Source organism: Chryseobacterium sp. 22458 (assembly GCF_052044975.1).
Lineage (GTDB): Bacteria > Bacteroidota > Bacteroidia > Flavobacteriales > Weeksellaceae > Chryseobacterium.
The window spans coordinates 94,146-113,778 of sequence record NZ_JBQEOA010000005.1; the positions used below are offsets into that span (position 1 = coordinate 94,146).

At 38.1% G+C, this 19,633-nt stretch carries 20 protein-coding genes; 5 read left to right on the plus strand and 15 right to left on the minus strand.

What is annotated here, in order from left to right:
• Positions 1-194: 194 nt before the first annotated feature.
• Entirely contained in the window at positions 195-1,187 is a 993-nt protein-coding gene (meaB, locus tag ACTJJF_RS17880; protein ID WP_440700529.1) for a methylmalonyl Co-A mutase-associated GTPase MeaB, read from the plus strand.
• On the opposite strand, the gene ACTJJF_RS17885 is transcribed toward meaB, so the two are convergent.
• Complete coding sequence (locus ACTJJF_RS17885; RefSeq protein ID WP_440700530.1) at positions 1,184-1,732, minus strand: DUF4251 domain-containing protein; 549 nt, start codon at positions 1,730-1,732, stop codon at positions 1,184-1,186. The two genes, meaB and ACTJJF_RS17885, sit on opposite strands and share 4 nt — an antisense overlap.
• Before the next feature lie 106 nt (positions 1,733-1,838).
• Here ACTJJF_RS17885 and ACTJJF_RS17890 point away from each other — a divergent pair, with 106 nt between their 5' ends.
• Together ACTJJF_RS17890 and ACTJJF_RS17895 are read left to right on the plus strand one after the other, a co-directional pair.
• Positions 1,839-2,645: a M48 family metallopeptidase gene (locus ACTJJF_RS17890; RefSeq protein WP_065400874.1), complete on the plus strand. Its 807-nt coding sequence runs from the start codon at positions 1,839-1,841 to the stop codon at positions 2,643-2,645.
• 87 nt (positions 2,646-2,732) lie between these two features.
• Positions 2,733-3,044 (plus strand): hypothetical protein, encoded by a 312-nt coding sequence (locus ACTJJF_RS17895; RefSeq protein ID WP_167032387.1) that lies wholly within the window; start codon positions 2,733-2,735, stop codon positions 3,042-3,044.
• A gap of 41 nt (positions 3,045-3,085) precedes the next feature.
• On the opposite strand, the gene ACTJJF_RS17900 is transcribed toward ACTJJF_RS17895, so the two are convergent.
• The 11 genes from ACTJJF_RS17900 to ACTJJF_RS17950 all read right to left on the minus strand — a co-directional run bounded on the left by ACTJJF_RS17900 (position 3,086) and on the right by ACTJJF_RS17950 (position 13,245).
• Positions 3,086-3,697, minus strand: a complete 612-nt coding sequence (locus ACTJJF_RS17900) for an outer membrane beta-barrel protein (RefSeq protein WP_312298986.1) — start codon at positions 3,695-3,697, stop codon at positions 3,086-3,088.
• Positions 3,681-4,490 carry an ABC transporter ATP-binding protein gene (locus tag ACTJJF_RS17905; protein WP_312298984.1) on the minus strand — a complete coding sequence of 270 codons (810 nt, stop codon included), beginning with the start codon at positions 4,488-4,490 and terminating at the stop codon, positions 3,681-3,683. Before ACTJJF_RS17905 ends, ACTJJF_RS17900 begins: the two co-directional genes overlap by 17 nt.
• Complete coding sequence (locus tag ACTJJF_RS17910) at positions 4,490-5,242, minus strand: MlaE family ABC transporter permease (protein WP_312298982.1); 753 nt, start codon at positions 5,240-5,242, stop codon at positions 4,490-4,492. The genes ACTJJF_RS17905 and ACTJJF_RS17910 overlap by 1 nt, the downstream gene beginning before the upstream one ends.
• 103 nt (positions 5,243-5,345) lie before the next feature.
• Positions 5,346-6,716, minus strand: a complete 1,371-nt coding sequence (locus tag ACTJJF_RS17915; protein ID WP_312298980.1) for an exopolysaccharide biosynthesis polyprenyl glycosylphosphotransferase — start codon at positions 6,714-6,716, stop codon at positions 5,346-5,348.
• Positions 6,717-6,758: 42 nt separating this feature from the next.
• Complete coding sequence (locus tag ACTJJF_RS17920) at positions 6,759-7,388, minus strand: 7-carboxy-7-deazaguanine synthase QueE (protein WP_440700531.1); 630 nt, start codon at positions 7,386-7,388, stop codon at positions 6,759-6,761.
• A gap of 7 nt (positions 7,389-7,395) precedes the next feature.
• Positions 7,396-8,280: a bifunctional 5,10-methylenetetrahydrofolate dehydrogenase/5,10-methenyltetrahydrofolate cyclohydrolase gene (locus tag ACTJJF_RS17925; protein ID WP_212649851.1), complete on the minus strand. Its 885-nt coding sequence runs from the start codon at positions 8,278-8,280 to the stop codon at positions 7,396-7,398.
• A gap of 52 nt (positions 8,281-8,332) precedes the next feature.
• Complete coding sequence (gene pgi, locus ACTJJF_RS17930; RefSeq protein WP_440700532.1) at positions 8,333-9,973, minus strand: glucose-6-phosphate isomerase; 1,641 nt, start codon at positions 9,971-9,973, stop codon at positions 8,333-8,335.
• A gap of 202 nt (positions 9,974-10,175) precedes the next feature.
• Complete coding sequence (locus ACTJJF_RS17935; protein ID WP_312298967.1) at positions 10,176-10,781, minus strand: hypothetical protein; 606 nt, start codon at positions 10,779-10,781, stop codon at positions 10,176-10,178.
• Complete coding sequence (locus ACTJJF_RS17940; RefSeq protein ID WP_440700533.1) at positions 10,771-11,280, minus strand: RNA polymerase sigma factor; 510 nt, start codon at positions 11,278-11,280, stop codon at positions 10,771-10,773. The genes ACTJJF_RS17935 and ACTJJF_RS17940 overlap by 11 nt, the downstream gene beginning before the upstream one ends.
• Before the next feature lie 24 nt (positions 11,281-11,304).
• Positions 11,305-12,180, minus strand: coding sequence for a TraB/GumN family protein (locus tag ACTJJF_RS17945; protein ID WP_312298962.1), 876 nt, complete (start codon positions 12,178-12,180; stop codon positions 11,305-11,307).
• A 174-nt stretch (positions 12,181-12,354) separates the two neighbouring features.
• Entirely contained in the window at positions 12,355-13,245 is an 891-nt protein-coding gene (locus ACTJJF_RS17950; RefSeq protein ID WP_440700534.1) for a DUF4349 domain-containing protein, read from the minus strand.
• A 208-nt stretch (positions 13,246-13,453) separates the two neighbouring features.
• Between ACTJJF_RS17950 and ACTJJF_RS17955 the strand changes: the two genes are divergently transcribed.
• A complete protein-coding gene (locus tag ACTJJF_RS17955; RefSeq protein ID WP_440700535.1) occupies positions 13,454-14,812 on the plus strand; it encodes an acyl-CoA dehydrogenase family protein in 1,359 nt (452 codons plus the stop codon).
• A gap of 38 nt (positions 14,813-14,850) precedes the next feature.
• Here the strand turns inward: ACTJJF_RS17955 and ACTJJF_RS17960 are convergent, their stop codons facing one another.
• Positions 14,851-15,228: a MauE/DoxX family redox-associated membrane protein gene (locus tag ACTJJF_RS17960; RefSeq protein WP_312298952.1), complete on the minus strand. Its 378-nt coding sequence runs from the start codon at positions 15,226-15,228 to the stop codon at positions 14,851-14,853.
• Between the two features lie 155 nt (positions 15,229-15,383).
• On the opposite strand from ACTJJF_RS17960, the gene ACTJJF_RS17965 reads away from it, so the two are divergent.
• Complete coding sequence (locus ACTJJF_RS17965; RefSeq protein ID WP_440700536.1) at positions 15,384-15,632, plus strand: bacteriocin-like protein; 249 nt, start codon at positions 15,384-15,386, stop codon at positions 15,630-15,632.
• 138 nt (positions 15,633-15,770) lie between these two features.
• Here ACTJJF_RS17965 and ACTJJF_RS17970 read toward each other — a convergent pair whose 3' ends face one another.
• Positions 15,771-16,883 (minus strand): AI-2E family transporter, encoded by a 1,113-nt coding sequence (locus ACTJJF_RS17970; protein ID WP_440700537.1) that lies wholly within the window; start codon positions 16,881-16,883, stop codon positions 15,771-15,773.
• A 207-nt stretch (positions 16,884-17,090) separates the two neighbouring features.
• Positions 17,091-19,496 (minus strand): endopeptidase La, encoded by a 2,406-nt coding sequence (lon, locus tag ACTJJF_RS17975; protein ID WP_440700538.1) that lies wholly within the window; start codon positions 19,494-19,496, stop codon positions 17,091-17,093.
• Between the last annotated feature and the right edge of the window lie 137 nt (positions 19,497-19,633).

Consider the following 19,633-nt stretch of genomic DNA (forward strand, 5'->3'; position numbering starts at 1 on the left):
TCTTATTTAGATATTTAACAAATGTAATAAATTCCTCAAGCCGTTGTTACAGGGAGTATATAGTTTTAATTTAGAAGAAATAAAAATTGAATCAGGAATACATGATGAAAATATAAATGGTAAAAAGGAGTATTTGTTCCGTGATTGCTGACGAACTATTGATCATTCCCATTATAATTATTAATTTTGAATCAATGAAATTTTCTACAGAAGAGCTAATAGAGGGAATACGATCGGGAAACAAACGCCTGATCGCAAAAGCTATTACATTGGTCGAAAGTAAAAAAGCTGAGCACAGGGTACAGGCAGAAGATCTTTTGAAAAAAATAATGCCTTTTACAGGCCATTCTGTGCGGGTAGGAGTGACGGGAGTTCCTGGTGCCGGAAAATCAACCTTTATAGAAAGTTTCGGAAGGCTGGCTATTGCGGAAGGTAAAAAAGTGGCTGTTCTGGCTATTGATCCAAGTTCTTCAATCAATAAGGGCAGTATTTTGGGTGATAAAACCAGAATGGAAGAGCTGGCTAAAGAAGAGAATGCCTTTATACGGCCTTCCCCAAGTTCAGGATTCCTGGGCGGAGTTGCCAATACTACCTTTGAAACCATGATGATCTGTGAAGCAGCCGGCTATGATTACATCCTGATAGAAACAGTAGGAGTAGGGCAGTCTGAAGTTCTTGTTGCAGATATTACCGATGTTTTCCTTTTTCTTAAAATCATTGGAGGCGGTGATGAACTGCAGGGAATAAAGCGTGGAATTATGGAAATGGTAGACCTTATTTTCATCAATAAAGTAGATCAGGATAACCTTCAGAAAGCAAAAAGTACAAGACTGGAGCTGAAAAGGGCTTTAGATTTTATTCCGCCTAAAGAAAAAGAATGGAAAATCCCTGTTTTATTGGGTTCAGCTTTACATAATGAGGGCCTTAAAGAAATTTATGATACCATTTCCGGCTTTATCGATCTGAAAAAGAAAAGCGGCCGTTTTGAAGAAGTTCGTATACACCAGGCTGAAAAACGGTTTGAATATTGGGTGCAGGAATATATTTTATCTCTTATGAAAAAAAGCAACGAGGTGGAAGAAGCATATATGATGCATAAAAAAAATGCTTCAGAGATGGTTTCAAACCCAAGCACTGAAGCAAAATTATTTGTTGAAAAATTTTTATCCGGTCAGAACAGGGATTAAGGTTTTTCCTTTTCCTGTTTTTCCTCATTTTTTGAAACATATCCGTCATAGGTAATGGGCTGTCTGTCATTACTTCTCATCGATACGAAAGCCTTACCGTTTTTGAAGATTTCAATATTGATCTCCTGTACACTTTTTACATCATTAGGCCTGATCCTGAAGATCCAGGTTCCTTTTTTATTCTGAGATTTGCTTACCGTGAAATCTTTTGAAGTAAATCTATAGCTGTTGCTGCTGGTATTTCCATAGGTAGGGTTGAACAATCTTCCGAAATAAGGCAATGCAACATCCAGATTATTCTTACTGAGTTCAATCGTATAGCTTCCGTCAAGATTCAACATTCTGGTCATAGTAGAATTGGGCATCGAGCTCATCACATTAATAACATCATAATTCGTAGGATTGGCTCTCTGTGCATGGAAGGTAAACTCCTGAGAATCTGCTAAAGCATTGACTACCTGAGAATCTGCAGAACCCTGGGATGCACAGCTCTGAAAAAAGAACAGGAACCCAAAAACCATAAGAAGTGAAATATACTTTTTCATGATTGATATAATTATTAATTTTAAACAGCAAAATGTATGCAAATTTATTCATTATGAAATATTTTGGAATAAAAATTGTTAAGGTTGAATTATTAACACTCAAACTATGAAAGTTACACATCTATTAGGAATAGGAGCTATTGCTCTGTCGGCCGCTGCCTGTACTACAAATCCCATTACGGGAAGGTCTTCGTTACAGCTGGCCAACAATTCGGAAATATTAACAATGTCTTCGCAGGAATACAGAACGACATTGTCTAAAGGTAAAGTGATTACCGGGACAGCAGATGCAAAGAGAGTGGTAAGCGTAGGAAACAGAATCAAGAATGCTGCAGAAAGATATTATCAGAATATTGGAAGGTCTGCAGATCTTGCCAACTATAGCTGGGAGTTTAATCTTCTGCAAAGCAACGAACTGAATGCATGGTGTATGCCCGGAGGTAAGGTAGCGGTTTATACCGGAATTCTGCCGATAACAAAAGATGATAACGGACTTGCCGTAGTAATGGGACACGAAGTTTCCCACGCACTGGCAGGTCACGGAAACGAAAGAATTTCCCAGGCAATGGTGGCTCAGTATGGAGGAGCTATTCTTGGAGGAACAATTTCCAACTCGCAATGGGCCAATATTTTCCAGAAGGTATATCCTATCGGTTCACAGGTTGCTCTTTTGAAATATGGAAGAGGGCAGGAGTCTGAAGCTGACGAAATGGGACTTTACCTGATGTCTATGGCAGGATATGATCCAAGAGCAGCAATTCCTTTCTGGAACAGAATGGAGTCTGCATCTTCAGGGGCAAGACAGCCGGAATTCTTATCTACCCACCCAAGTCCGGAAACAAGAATTTCAGATATTAATAAAGACTTGCCAAAAGCTTTGGAATATTATAAGGCTGCGGGAGGAAAAATATAATTAGAATTTTAATCTTGAGTAAAGCCTTATTAAATTTTTAGTAAATTTGATAGGGCTTTTTTAATGTAAACACCTAAACACAATATTATGAAGAGTTTATCAATTACCGGACTTATTCTTTTAGCAGTATCAGCTTTGCTTTTTTATCTGACGACAGATTTTGCCGTAGAACAGATTAAGATTTCCCACATCATGGGAATGATGGCTGGAGTTGGAATAGGGCTTATCATTGGAGGAATGGTAGGTTATCTGAGTAAAGGAAGCGCTATAAAAGCGGAACAGAAGAAAAAAGAATTCAAGCAGCTGCAGAAAGAAAAAGAAGAACTGGAAAAACAGGCTGCAGATATTGCAAAGCGTCAGGCCGAGCTTGAAAATCAAAATAAAAACCCTCAGATATAGATATCCGGGGGTTTTAACAAGTTGTTATTTTCAAATATTCGTTAGAATTTATATCCTAAACCTACCATAAACAAGTTAGGTCTGTTGTCATATCTGATTTCCGAACCGGAAACTCTGTTGATGAAGTTTCTTTCGTCTTTACTGAAAGCTCCTTCATATCTTGCATTTACAATAAGCTTTTTAATTTCAAGCTGAGCTCCGAACTGATATCCTACAGTGAAATTGTTTTTAGCATTTTCTTTAAAATCATTATAGGTATTGTCTTTGCTTAAATTGAAGCTTCCTACAGGGCCTACAAAAACCCCAAGCATATTTCCTAAAAGGTTATATCCCAAAAGCACCGGTACATCAATACGGTTACTTTTCACATCAAATGTAGTATTTTCTGTAGTGAATTCATTTTTGAAGTGGGTATAATATACCTCCGGCATTAAGAACAATGAAGTTGGAAGTCCTACTTTCATTGAAAGTCCAACATTGAAACCTACATTGTTTTTTCCCGTTCCTTCAATAGCATCGTTCACAGTTCCTTTAATGTTGGACCATGAAGGTGAGCCTGTAGGAAATATTAAATTGGCTTTACCTGCCAGTGAGATCTGTGCAGAAGCCCACATTGAAAACCCTACTAACGCTATACTAAGTGCCTTTTTCATTATCGTCTATTTTTGTATTTTCAATCGTTTTATTATTCTCAAGTAAATATTCTCTCAGTTCTTTAAACAGTTCTGAAGAATAAACGAAATCAATCAGATTTTTATTGCCTGCCGTGATCAGAATGTCTTTGTTTCCTTCCCATTCCTTGAGTCCTAATCTCAGGTATACAATTTTCTCACCAATCGTCATTACAGAGTTCATGTCGTGAGTGTTGATGATTGTTGTGGTATTATATTCTTTTGTAATTTCATAAAGAAGATCATCAATAATCTTTGAAGTATAAGGATCAAGCCCGGAGTTGGGCTCATCACAGAACAGATATTTGGGATTGTTGACAATAGCTCTTGCTATGGCAACCCTTTTCTGCATTCCCCCTGAAATTTCTGAAGGGTATTTTTTATCGGCTTTATCAAGGTGTACTCTTCCTATTACTTCGAAAACTCTTTTCTTTTTTTCTCTGTAGGTAAGGTTGGTAAACATGTCCAGAGGAAACATAATGTTTTCTTCTACCGTGAGCGAGTCAAACAAAGCACTTCCCTGAAATACCGTCCCGATTTCTGAACGCAGGTGCTGCTTTTCATCCCTGGTCATGGTGTTGATGTCCTTGCCATCAAATAGGATCTCTCCGGATGAAGGCATATACACATTCAGAAGACTTTTAAGGAAAACGGTTTTTCCTGATCCACTCTGCCCAATGATTAAGTTTACTTTTCCTTTATCAAATGAAGTTGAAATTCCCTTAAGTACTTCAACATCTCCAAAACTTTTCTTAAGATCTTTTACCTCAATCATCAGCTTAATATTAATTGGGTTAAAATTAATTCGGAAATGATAATGAATACCATCGTCCATACCACCGCCTGCGTACTGGCTCTACCTACTTCCAGTGATCCTCCTTTGACAAAATATCCGAAATAAGAAGGTACTGTTGCAATAATGAATGCAAAAACTATGGTTTTGGTAAATGCATAATAGATAAACAGGTTAGGCATATACATCTGAATCCCTACAATATAATCGTTCTCCGTCCAGTTTCCGGTTAAAATCCCTGCAATATAACCTCCGCCAATACCAAATACAATACTGATGGCAATAAGAAGGGGATTAAAAAGAATACAGGCAATAATTTTTGGAAATATCAGAAAGTTGGGTGAGTTGACCCCCATGATGTCCAATGCATCAATCTGCTCAGAAACTCTCATGGTCCCGATACTGGAAGCAATATAAGAGCCTACTTTACCCGCCAGAATCAAACTGATAATTGTAGGGGCAAATTCCAGCACCAGTACGGCTTTCGTAGCATACCCTACAAATGAAGGAGGAATGGGAAACGAAGATGCATCAAAGTTGTTGAACATCTGGATAGCCACTACGGCCCCCACAAATATTGAAGTGAAGACTACAAGTCCGAAAGAATTTACTCCCAAATCATTAATTTCTCTCATGAACAGCTTCCAGAAAACCCTCATTTTCTGAGGCTTCTGCAGGGATTTGCCCAAAAGCATAATATATTCCCCTACTGCTGTGAAAAACTTTTTTAACATACTGCTAAATTAGACTTTTTTATTGAATTAGGCTAAGGTCAAAAACAAGACCAAGACATAGAAAAATGTTAAAATTATCTGAGTCTTTCCCAAAGCCTGAACTTTATTTTGCGTTTTTATCTCCTGCAATTACCAGGAGAACGGTTTTTAAAACAATAACCAGATCGAGTACAAAACTCCAGTTTCTTACGTAGAACGCATCGGCAAGAACCCGTTTTTTCATTTCCACTTCCACATCTCCAAAATCACCTCTCAATCCGCTTACCTGTGCCAATCCTGTAATACCGGGACTTACCATACTTCTCAAGCTGTATCTTCCGATTTTAGGTTTATAATAATTATCAACCGCCAGCATATGAGGACGTGGTCCCACTACAGACATTTCTCCTTTTAATACATTGATGAATTGAGGAAGCTCATCAAGACTGGTTTTTCTTAAAAATTTTCCCACTTTCGTAATCCTGGAATCGTTGGCTGATGTGGTTTTAGTGGCAGATTCATCATTCACCACCATGGTTCTGAATTTAAAGCAGCTGAATACCTCTTCATGAAAGCCATACCTTTTCTGTAAAAAGAAAACAGGGCCTTTGGAAGTCGTCTTGATCAGCAGTGCAATAATTGGGAATGCCCACGAACAGATAAAAACCAGTACAATCAATGAAAAAAAGAGATCAAAGGTTCTTTTCATCAGAAAATTAGAATAGTAATCCAACGGATATCTTGCCTGGTTGAGAATGGGCTGTGTCTGTATATATCCAAGATCATAAAGGAAAAAATCACTTTGTGTGATACTCGGAATTAATGAAACATGAACCTTACTGTCTTCTGCCAGCTTGAAAATTTCAGTTTCGGTGTTTTCATCGTATGAGTTTTCTGTAGATAGAAACAGGGTATGTATTCCGTTCTTTTTCCAGAAACTTACTAATTCATCCGTTCTGATCTCGGCATTATTATATTCAAATATCCTGTACCCATAATCCCTTCGGTCTTCAAATATATTTTTCAGGATTTGAGTGGAATCATTGTTTCCTAAAAACATTACGTTTCTGTAATTGATCCCTAAGGAACGGAAGTACTTTATAGCAAAGTAAATCAATGATTTTGCGAGAAAAATAAACGCAAAAAGATAAAATGAAAGCCAGTAGATATCCGAATTGAAAAACACATTATTACTTACCTTTCCTATAAGCAGAACGCCAAGTATAAAAAAAAGGAAATGAATTAAAAGGCGTTCAAGAAACAAAGTATACGTAAGGTTCCTCGGGATATTGTAAATTTTTGTCCTACCGCTGAGAAGCACCCAGAACAAAAACAACAAAATGAGTGAGAAAATATTCTGATACCAGGTTTCTTTATGGTATTTTAAACTTTCGTTCCTGCTTATAAAAAAGAATATAAAGATAGATGCAATAACCATGAGGTCAAGCAAAATGATGATCGATTTCAGGTATCTAGAGTATCGAATTCTCTGCATCTATCGGTATTATAACGGAACAGCTAGCTAAGGTACATATTTTTACGGGATATTCAGATATTTATGAGTCTGAACCGAAGCCTGCCATTCAGGATGTTCCAGAATAAAATCTGTAATCTTAGGATACATGTCATTTCTTTTGCTCCACTCACTCTGAAGATAAAGCTTACAGTGATCAGAAACTTTTGCTGCCTGCTCCTGTGCAAATGTGAAGTCATGCTGATTGAAAATGATGACCTTAAGCTCATTGGCCTGCAGGTAAATTTCTTCTTTAGGAAGCCCTGTTTTCTTTGGAGACAGGGTGATCCAGTCCAGATGTCCGCTCATAGGATAAGCACCGGATGTCTCAATATGAACGGTGCATCCCAATTCTTTCAGTCTGGATGTCAGGATATCTAAGTTCCACATCAGAGGTTCCCCACCTGTCAAAACGATGGTTTTACAGTGGCTTGCTGCGGTTTCTGCAATTTCCGTAGCATTCATCAGTGGATGAAGCTCAGGATCCCAGCTTTCTTTTACATCACACCAGTGGCAGCCCACATCACAGCCTCCTAGCCTAATGAAATAAGCTGCCTTTCCTGTGTGTGCCCCTTCTCCCTGTAAAGTGTAAAAATGCTCCATTACAGGGAGCATTTTACCTTCTTTTAATAAAATATCTTGTTCTTTATTCATTTTAAAATTAGTCGTTATAGACCGAAGTTTTGTAGGCAATGATGGTGTTTTTCATCAACATTGCTCTCGTCATTGGGCCTACTCCTCCAGGTACCGGTGTGATCCAGCTTGCCTTAGCAGCACAACTGTCGAAATCTACGTCACCGGCAAGGTGATAGCCTTTCGGAGAGTCATCATCTACTCTTGTGATTCCCACGTCAACGATTACAGCGCCATCTTTGATCATATCTCCTTTTAAGAAATGAGGATCTCCTAAAGCAGTGATAACGATATCGGCCTTTTTCGTGTATTCTTCGATGTCTTTTGTATATGAGTGTGTAAGGGTTACGGTAGAGTTCCCCGGGAAATCTTTTCTTCCCATAAGGATGCTCATCGGTCTTCCTACAATTTTACTTCTTCCGATGATGACACAGTCTTTTCCTTTGGTTTCGATATTGTATCTTTCCAATAGAGTTAAGATCCCGAAGGGAGTGGCAGGCAGGAAAGTATCCATTTCCAAAGCCATTTTCCCGAAGTTTTCCGGATGGAATCCGTCTACATCTTTTCTAGGGTCAATAGCATTGATGATTTTCTCCTGGTCAACCTGATCCGGTAGAGGAAGCTGAACGATAAATCCGTCAACAGCCTTAGACTTGTTTAATTCATCAATTTTTTCCAATAGTTCAGATTCTGAAACCGTGCTTGGAAATTTAATTAAGCTGGATTGAAATCCCACTTCTTCGCAGTCTTTTACCTTAGCGTTTACATAAGCTTTACTTGCTCCGTTGTTCCCAACAAGAATAGCTACCAGGTGCGGAGCTCTTCTTTTCCCTGCAAGAATCTTTTCCACTTCAGTTTTGATCTCTGCTTTTATTTCTTTGGACACTTTAAGCCCGTCAAGAATTTCTGCCATTTTTACTTTTTTACTTTTATAGATTTACTTTTTACTTTCTTTTTATTTCTTACTATTTGAATTTTTTATAGTAAGTGATCAATCCGTTCGTAGAACTGTCATGAGAGCTGATCTCTTCATTGTTTTCAAGTTCCGGAAGGATCTTATTGGCTAATACTTTTCCTAATTCTACCCCAAACTGGTCGAAGCTGAAAATATTCCAGATCACTCCCTGTACAAAAATTTTATGTTCGTACATTGCAATTAGCTGTCCCAGTGAAAAAGGAGTTAATTCCTTGAATAGTATAGAGTTAGTAGGTGTGTTTCCGTGGAAGACCTTAAAGTTGACCAGCCTGTCAATTTCTTCGTCAGATTTTCCTGCATTTCTAAGTTCTTCTACCACTTCCTCTTCCAGCTTTCCGAAAGCAAGGGCCTCTGTCTGTGCAAAGAAATTAGCCAGCAGTTTATCCTGGTGGTCAGAAACTTTATTACAGCTTTTGGCATAGGCAATGAAATCAGCCGGGATCAGTTCTGTACCCTGGTGAATCAACTGATAGAATGCGTGCTGTCCGTTTGTACCAGGTTCACCCCAGATAATCGGTCCTGTTTCATATTCTACAAATTCACCGTTTCTGTCTACACATTTTCCGTTGCTTTCCATATCTCCCTGCTGAAGATAGGCGGCAAATCTGTCCAGGTATTGAGAGTAAGGTAAGATCGCATAGCTTGTTGCTGCATAGAAATTTCGGTACCAGATACCCAGAAGTCCCATCAATACGGGTACATTTTCAGAGAAGTCAGCCGTCTGAAAATGTTGGTCAGTATCGTAAGCTCCTCTTAAAAGCTGTTCAAAATTTTCATATCCTACAGCCAGTACAATACTTAATCCGATAGCACTCCAGAGAGAGTATCTTCCACCTACCCAGTCCCAGAATTCAAAAATGTTTTCTTCTGCGATTCCGAACTTTTTAACTTCCTGAATATTAGTGGATAAAGCTACAAAATGTTTTTCCACATCTTCCTGCTTTCCTGCTTTCAGGAACCAGTCTTTGGCAGAATTTGCATTCGTCATGGTTTCCTGTGTTGTGAACGTTTTGGAAGCAATGATGAATAATGTGGTTTCAGGATTTAAGTTTTTTACCACTTCTGCGATATGATTTCCGTCTACGTTAGAAACGAAATGTACATTTAGCCTTGTTTTGAAATGCTTTAAAGCTGAGCAGACCATCACAGGCCCTAAATCTGATCCTCCGATTCCGATGTTCACCACATCAGTGATTTCTTTTCCGCTGAAACCTTTATGCGCTCCGGAAATGATCTTTTCAGAGAAAGCTTTCATATGGTCCAGAACCTTTTTGATCTGTGGCTTGATATTTTCACCATCCACAAGGATCTCTTTATCGGAAAAATCTCTCAATGCGGTATGCAAAACAGCTCTTCCTTCCGTTTCATTGATCTTATCGCCGGAGAACATTCTGGAAATAGCATCCTTTAGCTGGCATTCTTCAGCGAGCTGCAATAAAAGGTCTTTTGTTCTTGAATCGATTAAGTTTTTAGAATAATCAAAAAGATAGTTGTCCTTTTGCATGGAAAATTCATTAAAACGGTTCGGATTATACTGGAAAAGACTTCTCAGATCAAAGTCATTTCCGGCAAAGTGTTCATCAAGAGCTTTCCAGCTGTCAGTTTGTATAGGATTTATTTTTGCTAGCATATTTCAGGAATTTGAATGGTTCAGAGCATCATTAACCGGATCAGAATATTTTTTAATCCATAATGCTTTATTTCTGATGTGCAAATTTAAGGAAAAATAAAACCTCTGATAAATTTGAAGATAATAAATAATGTTTTTTTAAAGAACAAAACCTCAGAGATGGTCTGAGGAATGGTCTTTATTCTTTTAAAATCCGTTGAAATCATTCATCCATTTCATTCAGAATGTTTTCCAGTTTTTTTGCACTTCGCCCATAGATATACTTTGTCCATAGAACTATACTTGTGATGATCCCTAAAGTTCCTATTAAAACCGCAATGATCAAAGCTTGCTGGTAAGACCCGGTGAGATCTGAGAGAGATTTTCCGTGCTCCTTCATCGTGTTATAGATTACCAGACCTATCGTTACAAGGAAATGAGGTAATAATAAAAAACCAAAGGACTGGTATCTTTCCATATTCAGTCTCAGCTCGTGGTATATTTTCCATAGACTGTTTTTGGTATTTCCCGTATAGAGTTCCGTCTGTCTGTAAAATTTGTAAAATCCTAATAAATAATAGGATGAAATAACTGTCATCACTGTATAGGATACATAATAAATAAGGTATTGCGATGTTGGAAATTTGAACTGCAGCGGGAAGAACCCGATAAGAATAATAGCAATGACCTGCATTGGGAATTCTTTTTTCATACTCTTCTGAATCTTTGAAACAGGATGTTTGCTTTCTCTTAGCTGTTCTATAGTATCCGGAATCTGAACATTGCTGCCTTCTTTATTCCATTGTTCTTTTAACTGATCAAAATTCATAGCCTGATTTTTTTATGATTTGTTGTATTTTTTCTTTTGTTCTGTTGAGTTTTACACGGGCATTGCCTTCACTGAGCCCAAGGTTGCTTCCGATTTCTTTATGAGACATTCCTTCCATGAAGTAAAAGATGACGGCTTTCTCCAGAGCATTCAGCTCCTGTACGGCATTGTAAAAAATTTCCAGCTGCCGGTCTTTAGTAGGATTATAGTCCTCCTGTTGTACTTCAAAATGATATGGAGCTTCAGTGTGGTTGCTGGTCCGGTTTTTTTCTTTTTTCAGATAAGTAATCGCTGTATTGATAGCGACACGGTACATCCATGTGGAGAATTCACTGTTTCCTTTGAAGTTCTGGTAAGATTTCCACAGCTGGATCAGAATCTCCTGCTGCAGATCTTCCCTGTCTTCTATTGAATCTGCATAGATGCGGGAAGCTTTGTATAAAATGCCTTTGTGCTGATTGACAAGCTTTAAAAAGGTGGCTTCGGTTGGGTTGCTCACGATCGTTTCACGGTTGGGTTATCGTTATAAACTGGATACAGGTTTTACAGTGTACCCTTTTGATTTCAGAAGACTGATCAGACCGCTATCTCCCCAAAGGTGACCGCTTCCTACGGCAAAGAATGTACTTTGTTTTTTCATCATTTCCGGCATTTTTTCTGCCCAGTTTTTATTTCTGTCTGTCAGAACCAGTTTTTCCTGCCTTTTATTCATGAACTTGGGATCTTTAATCAGCTTATCCAGATTTTTCAGATCTTCGTTTTTAAATGCTTCAGTCATCTTTTTGGCTGCAATAGCATATTCGTTCCCCTGTTTCAACTGAGATATTGATTCTTTAAGGTCGTAGGCCTGGCTTATGGCATAAGTCTGTTCATCTACTTTTTCCAGACCACTTATGATTTTTTTGTTCTTCAAAGCTGTTTTAAGCAATTCTATTTCATACATTTTCACTTCATTCTGAGGGCATGGGACTGCTTTTGTCGCAACTAGAGAATAAAGAGCTGCTGAGCTATGAGAGTCAATGTTTTTAAGGGTAGTTCCGTAGTCAGCAAGTATTTTATCTAAATCTTCCGCCTCTTCAGGAGTTAATTGTTCCGATATTTTTTTATCCGCATTCATCATTTTTTGGATTGAAGTCATTTCGTTTGGATCCGTATAATTGATTTCCATCACGAAACTCTCAGATTGATTAAGGGCGTTCCACACTTTAGGCTTAATATCAAAATCCCTGTTGCATAAGATATGAAAAGTTCCGGCAATATAAGACGGCTTGGAAAGACCGTTGCCTGATACTTCCCAAAGCAGACTGTTGTCATTATGGGTATTTGTGTTTTGTGCTTTTGCAGTTATAAAGTTCATTGATAATAATGCTGCGAGACCTAATTTTATTACATTTTTCATAGTATTGATTTTTTTGATTTTCTGTTCTTTTAAACAGTAGGTAAAACAGACATTAGAATCGTTACAGTTTTTTTTGAAAAAAATAAAAACCTCCTGTTTGCAGGAGGCTGTAAAATCTAAAATTATGATGATAACCAATTGGTTAGATGCTTTTATTCTTTGATAGCCGGTCTTTCATTTTTTTGATGATTTTCTTTTTCTTAAGAAATAAATAATGGCGGCAGCAATTAATACTAGAGGCCAGATATTGATCAGGGCCACAATGATTCTCTGGATCAGGTAAAACCCGTATACAAAGCCATCCTTGGCATCGTAGATGAAATTGTATTTGTATTTATTATCAATGCTGTTGGTATTGGTGATGGCAATTTCTGCAATGCGCAGCTTAGGTTCTTTGATGTAGATGTCAACAGTACTGTATTTCAGATGATCAGCCATATTCATACTGGATAGTTTTTGAAGATTCCCTTCAGCAATATTATCATTGTTCAGGGTTACTTTGTCTTTATTGGTTTTCAGTTTATTGATTTCTTCAGAAGTTTTCTCTGTTCTTTTTCCTTCCAGCTCAGAATATTTGATATTGGCGGTTACATCTTCAGCATTGATGGATCTTGAATTCAGAAATAATTTGTTACTGTTGATTGCCGTTAAGAGATCGTCCAGTTTTTCTGTAGGAACACGTACCTGCATGCTGTTTTCCGTTTGGTATTTTTTCACCAGCATTGCTTCTTCATCGGAGGTATTATAAGTATCCTGAGCCACAACATTGCTTCTAAGATTGCTGTTGGTAACAAATCCTCCAAGTTCCTTAACTGATTTTTCAATAGCAATCGTTGCATTATACACATCTTTCACTTCCATGTTTACATCGGCTGTTTTAATGAACTGCTTGTCTTTTACCTGCATACCTGCAACTGATGAGATACTGTCTGACACAATAGCTGCAGAAGAATCTGCCGTTGCATAAGCTTCAAGATCATTTGCTGCTACTTCTCCTTTTTTACATGAGTAAATGCATGATAAAATAACAGCTGCCAGGGATAATTTAATGTAAGTAGTTTTCATAGTGTAAATATTTAAATGTTTTGCTTGATTCAAAGTTCCGGCAGGATCTTTTGTAATGCTTGAAAATCGAAAGTAAAAAACTTGTAAACGAAAAATTCTGTTTTAATTATCTGTAAATGAATGTTTTGTAAAATATTGCTATTGTTTTCTGTTTGCTTTCGGAGTAATTTTTGCTTATCTTTTACAAACCAAACTTCAATTTATCACTATGTCAAATACATTTTCCAAAATCAGAAACGCTATAGAATTATTCAGATCCATTGATTTCGATCAGCTAAGTTCCATATCTGAAAAAGTAGATTTACCTAAACTCATGCAGAATTTTTCAAAGCTGGACGATAAACAGCTGTCCGGATTGATGAAAATGCTTGATCCGGAAAAGAAAAAGAAAGAGCTGCCTCCTATTGATGGTGATTTTTACGATATCTATCACACCCTGAGCCCTGAACAAAGAGAAATTCAGCTTAAAGTAAGAGACTTCATGGAAAAAGAAGTTAAACCTCTCGTCAATCATTATTGGCTGAGAGATGAATTTCCGTTTGAGCTGATTCCGAAATTTCAGAAACTGAATATTTGCGGAGTCACTTATGAAGGTTACGGCTGTCCGGGAATGCCTTTTCTGATGGAAGGGGTCATTGCGATGGAAATGGCAAGAATTGATGCGTCTATTGCTACATTTTTCGGGGTACAGTCAGGATTGGCGATGGGGTCCATTTATATCTGCGGTTCCGAGGAGCAGAAGCAGAAATGGCTTCCCCAGATGCAGAAGTTTGAGAAAATAGGCGCTTTCGGACTTACAGAGCCAGAAGTAGGATCCGGAGCTGCAGGCGGGCTTACGGTAACCTGTAAAAAAACACCTGAAGGCTGGGTGCTGAACGGACAGAAAAAATGGATAGGAAATGCCACTTTCGCAGACCTTGTGATTATCTGGGCAAGAGATCTGGACAGTGGTGAGGTGAAAGGATTTATTGTAGAAAAAGATAATCCCGGTTATTCCGTAGAGAAAATTAAAGGAAAAATGGCACTGAGAATCGTTCAGAACGGGCTCATCACCTTAAAAGACTGTATGGTTACAGAAGAAAACCGTTTGCAGAACGCCAACTCATTTAAAGATACAGGAAAAGTACTCCGGATGACACGGGCAGGAGTGGCATGGATGGCTACAGGTTGTGCGAGAGGAGCTTATGAAAGTGCCTTAGACTATACCCGGAAAAGAGAACAGTTTGGAAGACCGATAGCTTCTTTTCAAATGATTCAGGGGCATCTGGTGGAAATGCTTTCTAATCTTACCGCAATGCAGACTATGGTCTTCAGGCTATCCGAAATGCAGGATGAAGGAATTTTGAAAGACGAACATGCCTCATTGGCCAAAGTCTTCTGTACCCTGAGAACAAGAGATATTGTTTCCAGAGCAAGAGAAGTAATGGGCGGAAACGGTATCCTGCTCGAATATGATGTAGCAAGATTCGTAGCAGATGCTGAAGCCATTTACTCTTATGAAGGAACAAAAGAAATCAACTCACTCATTGTAGGACGGTCGATTACAGGATTCAGTGCATTTGTATGATGGGTTGAAAATAGGTAGTAACCTGCCACCTTATAGAGCTACCCAACCAGATTTCTGTACTTCTCTCTGTTATCAATAAGAATCCAGATATTGATCAGAATCAGAATAACAGACATGGCTATTCCTACCTGGGATGGATCCCTGTATACATTTTGAAGAAATATTCCGGCCATCACAGGGAGAATGATAATGGCCCCCAATGCTCTGGTTTTTGGAAAGATGAACAGAAGTCCGCCTATAATTTCCACTACGCCCACTAATGGCATCAGCCATCCGATTTCGGTAAAGGCAGCGTATATTTTGATCTGCTCGTCCGTCATTTTAGGGACTGGTGCGTAAGGGAAAAATTTGTTCACGCCTGCATTGATAAAGGTAAGAGCAAACAAGAGACAGATAATGAATTTTATGATTTTCATAATTAAATATTTTATATCAAATGTACTATAAAAATGAAATCACACTATTTATTTTTAGTAAATAATGTGAGATATAGTGTTAATGATGTGTTAATGTTGGTTTTGTTTTAATTTAAATTCTATCTTTGAGGTACAAACTAAACTAATAATAAATTATGTTGAAAAACCTTAAAAAACTCAATCGTACAGACCTGAGAGACATTCAGGGAGGAGGAGGTATCGGAAAATGCGATATCGGTCCTGTTGGATGCCCATGTAAAATTCCACCCGGAGATCCGTGTTTAGGAGGAGGACCTGGAGGAGGAGGCCCTGATTTAGGCTACTGCCCGGATATTCAATCGTATATTCTTTGTACGGAAACCTGCCCGAATGGAATGAGTCCTTATTGCGCTCTCCCAGCATAAATAATAAAAGACTGTCTTGAAAAAGGCAGTCTTTTTATTTTAAGTTCAAAAAGTAAAAGTTGGGATGAGTTTAAGCGGAACGAAATTTAAAATCAATTCATTGCTCCTTATTTATTACTCATTACTCATTACTCATCTTTAGTCCATTTCTTTCAGGGTAATATTCTTGGAGATCTTGTAGCTTTTTTTCTTCTTATTAGGTTTTTCTTCTTCACCCAGCAATTTTCCCCAAGGTCTCAGGTCATCCACTCTCTCACAAATGATCTTGATAATGGCAATAGCCGGAATACACAGAAACATTCCCGCAATTCCCCAAAGATGTTCCCCTAAAAGAATTCCCACGAAAGAAAATAAAGCATTGATCTTTACCCTTGATCCTACCACAAATGGCAGCACGATATTTCCGTCCACTGCATGAATTCCGATATATCCGATGGCTACATAAATACAGGTTGACGGACTTGCCGTAGCAAAAGCAATAAAGCACGAAATCACAAGGGACATAAAAATTCCCAGATAAGGTATAACGTTTAACAGGCCGGTGAGTACCGCCAGAAGAATAGCATATTTTACTCCTAAAATGGTAAGGACAATTGATGTAAGGATGGATACGATAATCACCTGAAGGCAAAGCCCGAAAATATATTTCTTGGTCATCACCCTGATTTCACTCACAGCTTCCTGCACACTGGCCTTGTGTCTTTCATTAAAAACAGTAACGATGAAATTGTTCAGAAGTCTTCTGTAATTTAAAATAAAGATGAAAAACAGAATAAAGAATAGGATGAAACCAAACCCGGTTGAAAAAATACCGAAGGTAAATCCCAATATCGCACCTGAAGAAGATAAGAGTTTATTCAGTCCCTGATTGATATAATCTACCTGCTCATCAACTTTCACATTGAATGTTTTGGAAACCCAATGCTGTAGGCTATTGAATACAGTTGTGAACTGCTCCCTGAGATGGGGAAGGTCCTTGCTGAAGTCAGAAAGCTGCGAGCTGAAGAAATAAATTAACCCGCTTAAAATGATCAGCATGATAAAAACCGAAGTCATGGTAGACATAGACCTTGGAAACCTTAGCTTTCTTTCCATAAAGGTTGCTGCCGGTAAAAACAGCATGGCCATAAGGAAGGCAAGAAAAAAAGGAGCCAATATACTTTGTCCTAACGCCAGAAGGTAGCCGAGACCGATAACGGAAACCACCACCAGGGTAAGCTTGACAAGAAAAGGAAGTCGAAGAAAATTCATAATTTAAAATCTGCAGTGTGGAATAAAAATAAGAAAACCCTTCGAATTGAAAAATTTTTTAATCAATCAGTGTGGTTTTTCTTTCATTTATCAAATTTTATTCCATCAGGAGTTCAATAATAAAGATTTACCTTAATAAAAACAGAAACACGTTCCGGTGATCAGAACGTGTTTCCTTATTGAGAAGTTAATATGTTATAAAAGATGTTATTTTTCAATGGCAATGTCAATCACTTCTTCCATTCTGTTGACGTAGTGTACCTTCAGATTCTTTAAATAATCTTTTTTGATCTCTTCCACATCTTTTCTGTTGGCTTCACAAAGAATCACATCTTTGATTCCTGCTCTCGTAGCGGCAAGGAGCTTTTCCTTGATTCCCCCTACAGGAAGAACTTTTCCTCTTAAAGTAATTTCACCCGTCATGGCAAGGTGAGGTTTTACCTTTTTATTTTTAAAAGAAGATACCATTGAAGTCAGCATGGCAATACCTGCGGAAGGTCCGTCTTTAGGAGTTGCTCCTTCAGGAACGTGTACGTGGATGTTCTTTTTATCCAGCTCCTCCTGTGGAATTCCCAGCTCGTCATGCCTTGCTTTGATATATTCCAGAGCAATGGTTGCCGATTCTTTCATTACCGTTCCTAAGTTTCCGGTCATGGTAAGTGCACCTTTTCCGTTGCTTAAAATACTTTCAATATAAAGAATGTCTCCTCCTACACTGGTCCAGGCAAGACCTGTTACTACTCCGGGTACTCCTGTTATTTCGGATAAACTTTTCGGTCTTGGTACCCCCAGAATTTCATCTACTTTTTCAAGGGAAATTTTCGGATCATATTCTTTTACCAAAGCCGTCTGAAGTGCTACCCATCTTGCAATGGCGGCAATTCTCTTTTCCAGAGTTCTTACGCCGCTTTCAGAAGTATGGGCTTCTATGATATGCTTAAGTTCGGCATTTCCAAGTTTAAATGATTTGGTATCCAAGCCATTCTCTTCCTGCTGTTTCTTAATAAGGTGTCTTTTGGCAATTTCAATTTTTTCCTCTAATGTATAGCCGGCAATCTGGATAATTTCCGTTCTGTCTAAAAGAGGAGTTTGTATCGTTGAAAGTGAATTGGCTGTTGCAATAAACATCACTTTTGATAAATCATAACCCATTTCAAGGAAATTGTCATAGAATGACTTATTCTGTTCAGGATCAAGAACCTCAAGCAATGCAGAACTTGGATCACCATGTAGACCCTGACCGATTTTATCAATCTCATCAAGAACAATTACAGGATTTGATGTGCCGGATTTTTTAATAGACTGAAGAATTCTTCCGGCCATGGCACCAATATATGTTTTTCTGTGCCCACGGATTTCACTCTCATCATGAAGGCCACCTAAAGATAACCGTACATATTTTCTTCCTAAAGCATCAGCAATAGATTTACCTAATGATGTTTTACCCACTCCCGGAGGTCCTACCAGCAAGAGAATCGGCGACTTCATATTGTTCTTTAATTTTAAAACAGCCATGTGCTCTAAAATTCTTTTCTTGATATCCTCCAGCCCGAAATGTGCTTTGTCAAGTACTTTTTCTGCCTTTGCAATATCAAAAATATCTTTGGTATAGTTCTCCCATGGAAGATCGGTAAAGAAATCCAGATAATTTCTCTGAACATTATAATCCGGAGAATTAGGATTCTGACGTTGCAGCCTGTTGATCTCTTTCTGGAAATGTTCTTCCACCTCCTGGCTCCATTTTTTAGCCTTCGCTTTATTGATAAGGTCTTCAACATCGCCTTCAGGGCCACCGCCCAGTTCCTCCTGGATGGTTCTGATCTGCTGATTCAGAAAATATTCTCTCTGCTGCTTATCAAGATCTTTGGAAGTCTTCTGATGGATCTGGTTTCTGAGTTCAAGCTTTCTGAAATCCTCATGCATCATTTCATAGCACTTATTGGCTCTTTCCATCAGGCTTTTCTCTTCAAGGAGCTTTTGTTTGGCTATTGAAGTGAAATTGGCATTGGTACAGATGAAATTCAGAAGATCGTCATTATTGTTGATATTCTTGATAGCAAAATTGGCTGCGTTGGGAATATTCGGGTCCAGCTCAATGATTTTTAAAGCAAGATCTTTGATATTTTCCAGCAGGGCTTCATATTCCTCCTGGTTTTTGGGCCTTGTATCTTTTAATTTTGAAATTTCAGCTTTGAAATAAGGCTGGGTTTCGATGATTTTTTTGATTTTGAATCTGTGGAAACCTTTTGTAATTGCTGTAATATTTCCTTCAGGAAGTTTGATGATCTTAATGATCTTTGCCAGCGTTCCGGTAGTATAAATATCTTTCTCTGCAGGCTGTTCAAGATCTGAATTTTTCTGGCTTACAATTCCAATGAAATCTCCGTTTTTCTGAGCCTCTTCAAGAAGTTGTATCGAGGTTTTTCTCCCTGCGGTAATAGGAATTACCACGTTAGGGAACATTACCATATTTCTTACAGGAAGTATAGGGAATATTTTCTGTTCGGAATTCTGATCAGTCTCCGAAAAGTCGGAAAGATTGATCTCTTCAGCTACGATATCAAATCCGTCGCTGATCATTTCTTCTAAACTAATATCTTCAAATTCTGTCATAGTCAATCGAATGACAAATTGTCATTTTCGTTTTTTATCGTTAAAAGGATTTTTTATAATATGCACTGAAAACCCGTAGCATATTTATAATGTTTTAAAATGCACAATACTTATGCCATTTGTTTTTTGCTAAAAAA

Excerpts from the sequence above, each read along its gene's own strand:
- meaB (WP_440700529.1), top strand. The coding sequence starts at position 195 with ATGAAATTTTCTACAGAAGAGCTAATAGAGGGAATACGATCGGGAAAC.
- ACTJJF_RS17885 (WP_440700530.1), bottom strand. The coding sequence starts at position 1,732 with ATGAAAAAGTATATTTCACTTCTTATGGTTTTTGGGTTCCTGTTCTTT.
- ACTJJF_RS17890 (WP_065400874.1), top strand. The coding sequence starts at position 1,839 with ATGAAAGTTACACATCTATTAGGAATAGGAGCTATTGCTCTGTCGGCC.
- ACTJJF_RS17895 (WP_167032387.1), top strand. The coding sequence starts at position 2,733 with ATGAAGAGTTTATCAATTACCGGACTTATTCTTTTAGCAGTATCAGCT.
- ACTJJF_RS17900 (WP_312298986.1), bottom strand. The coding sequence starts at position 3,697 with ATGAAAAAGGCACTTAGTATAGCGTTAGTAGGGTTTTCAATGTGGGCT.
- ACTJJF_RS17905 (WP_312298984.1), bottom strand. The coding sequence starts at position 4,490 with ATGATTGAGGTAAAAGATCTTAAGAAAAGTTTTGGAGATGTTGAAGTA.
- ACTJJF_RS17910 (WP_312298982.1), bottom strand. The coding sequence starts at position 5,242 with ATGTTAAAAAAGTTTTTCACAGCAGTAGGGGAATATATTATGCTTTTG.
- ACTJJF_RS17915 (WP_312298980.1), bottom strand. The coding sequence starts at position 6,716 with ATGCAGAGAATTCGATACTCTAGATACCTGAAATCGATCATCATTTTG.
- ACTJJF_RS17920 (WP_440700531.1), bottom strand. The coding sequence starts at position 7,388 with ATGAATAAAGAACAAGATATTTTATTAAAAGAAGGTAAAATGCTCCCT.
- ACTJJF_RS17925 (WP_212649851.1), bottom strand. The coding sequence starts at position 8,280 with ATGGCAGAAATTCTTGACGGGCTTAAAGTGTCCAAAGAAATAAAAGCA.
- pgi (WP_440700532.1), bottom strand. The coding sequence starts at position 9,973 with ATGCTAGCAAAAATAAATCCTATACAAACTGACAGCTGGAAAGCTCTT.
- ACTJJF_RS17935 (WP_312298967.1), bottom strand. The coding sequence starts at position 10,781 with ATGAATTTTGATCAGTTAAAAGAACAATGGAATAAAGAAGGCAGCAAT.
- ACTJJF_RS17945 (WP_312298962.1), bottom strand. The coding sequence starts at position 12,180 with ATGAAAAATGTAATAAAATTAGGTCTCGCAGCATTATTATCAATGAAC.
- ACTJJF_RS17950 (WP_440700534.1), bottom strand. The coding sequence starts at position 13,245 with ATGAAAACTACTTACATTAAATTATCCCTGGCAGCTGTTATTTTATCA.
- ACTJJF_RS17955 (WP_440700535.1), top strand. The coding sequence starts at position 13,454 with ATGTCAAATACATTTTCCAAAATCAGAAACGCTATAGAATTATTCAGA.
- ACTJJF_RS17960 (WP_312298952.1), bottom strand. The coding sequence starts at position 15,228 with ATGAAAATCATAAAATTCATTATCTGTCTCTTGTTTGCTCTTACCTTT.
- ACTJJF_RS17965 (WP_440700536.1), top strand. The coding sequence starts at position 15,384 with ATGTTGAAAAACCTTAAAAAACTCAATCGTACAGACCTGAGAGACATT.
- ACTJJF_RS17970 (WP_440700537.1), bottom strand. The coding sequence starts at position 16,883 with ATGAATTTTCTTCGACTTCCTTTTCTTGTCAAGCTTACCCTGGTGGTG.
- lon (WP_440700538.1), bottom strand. The coding sequence starts at position 19,496 with ATGACAGAATTTGAAGATATTAGTTTAGAAGAAATGATCAGCGACGGA.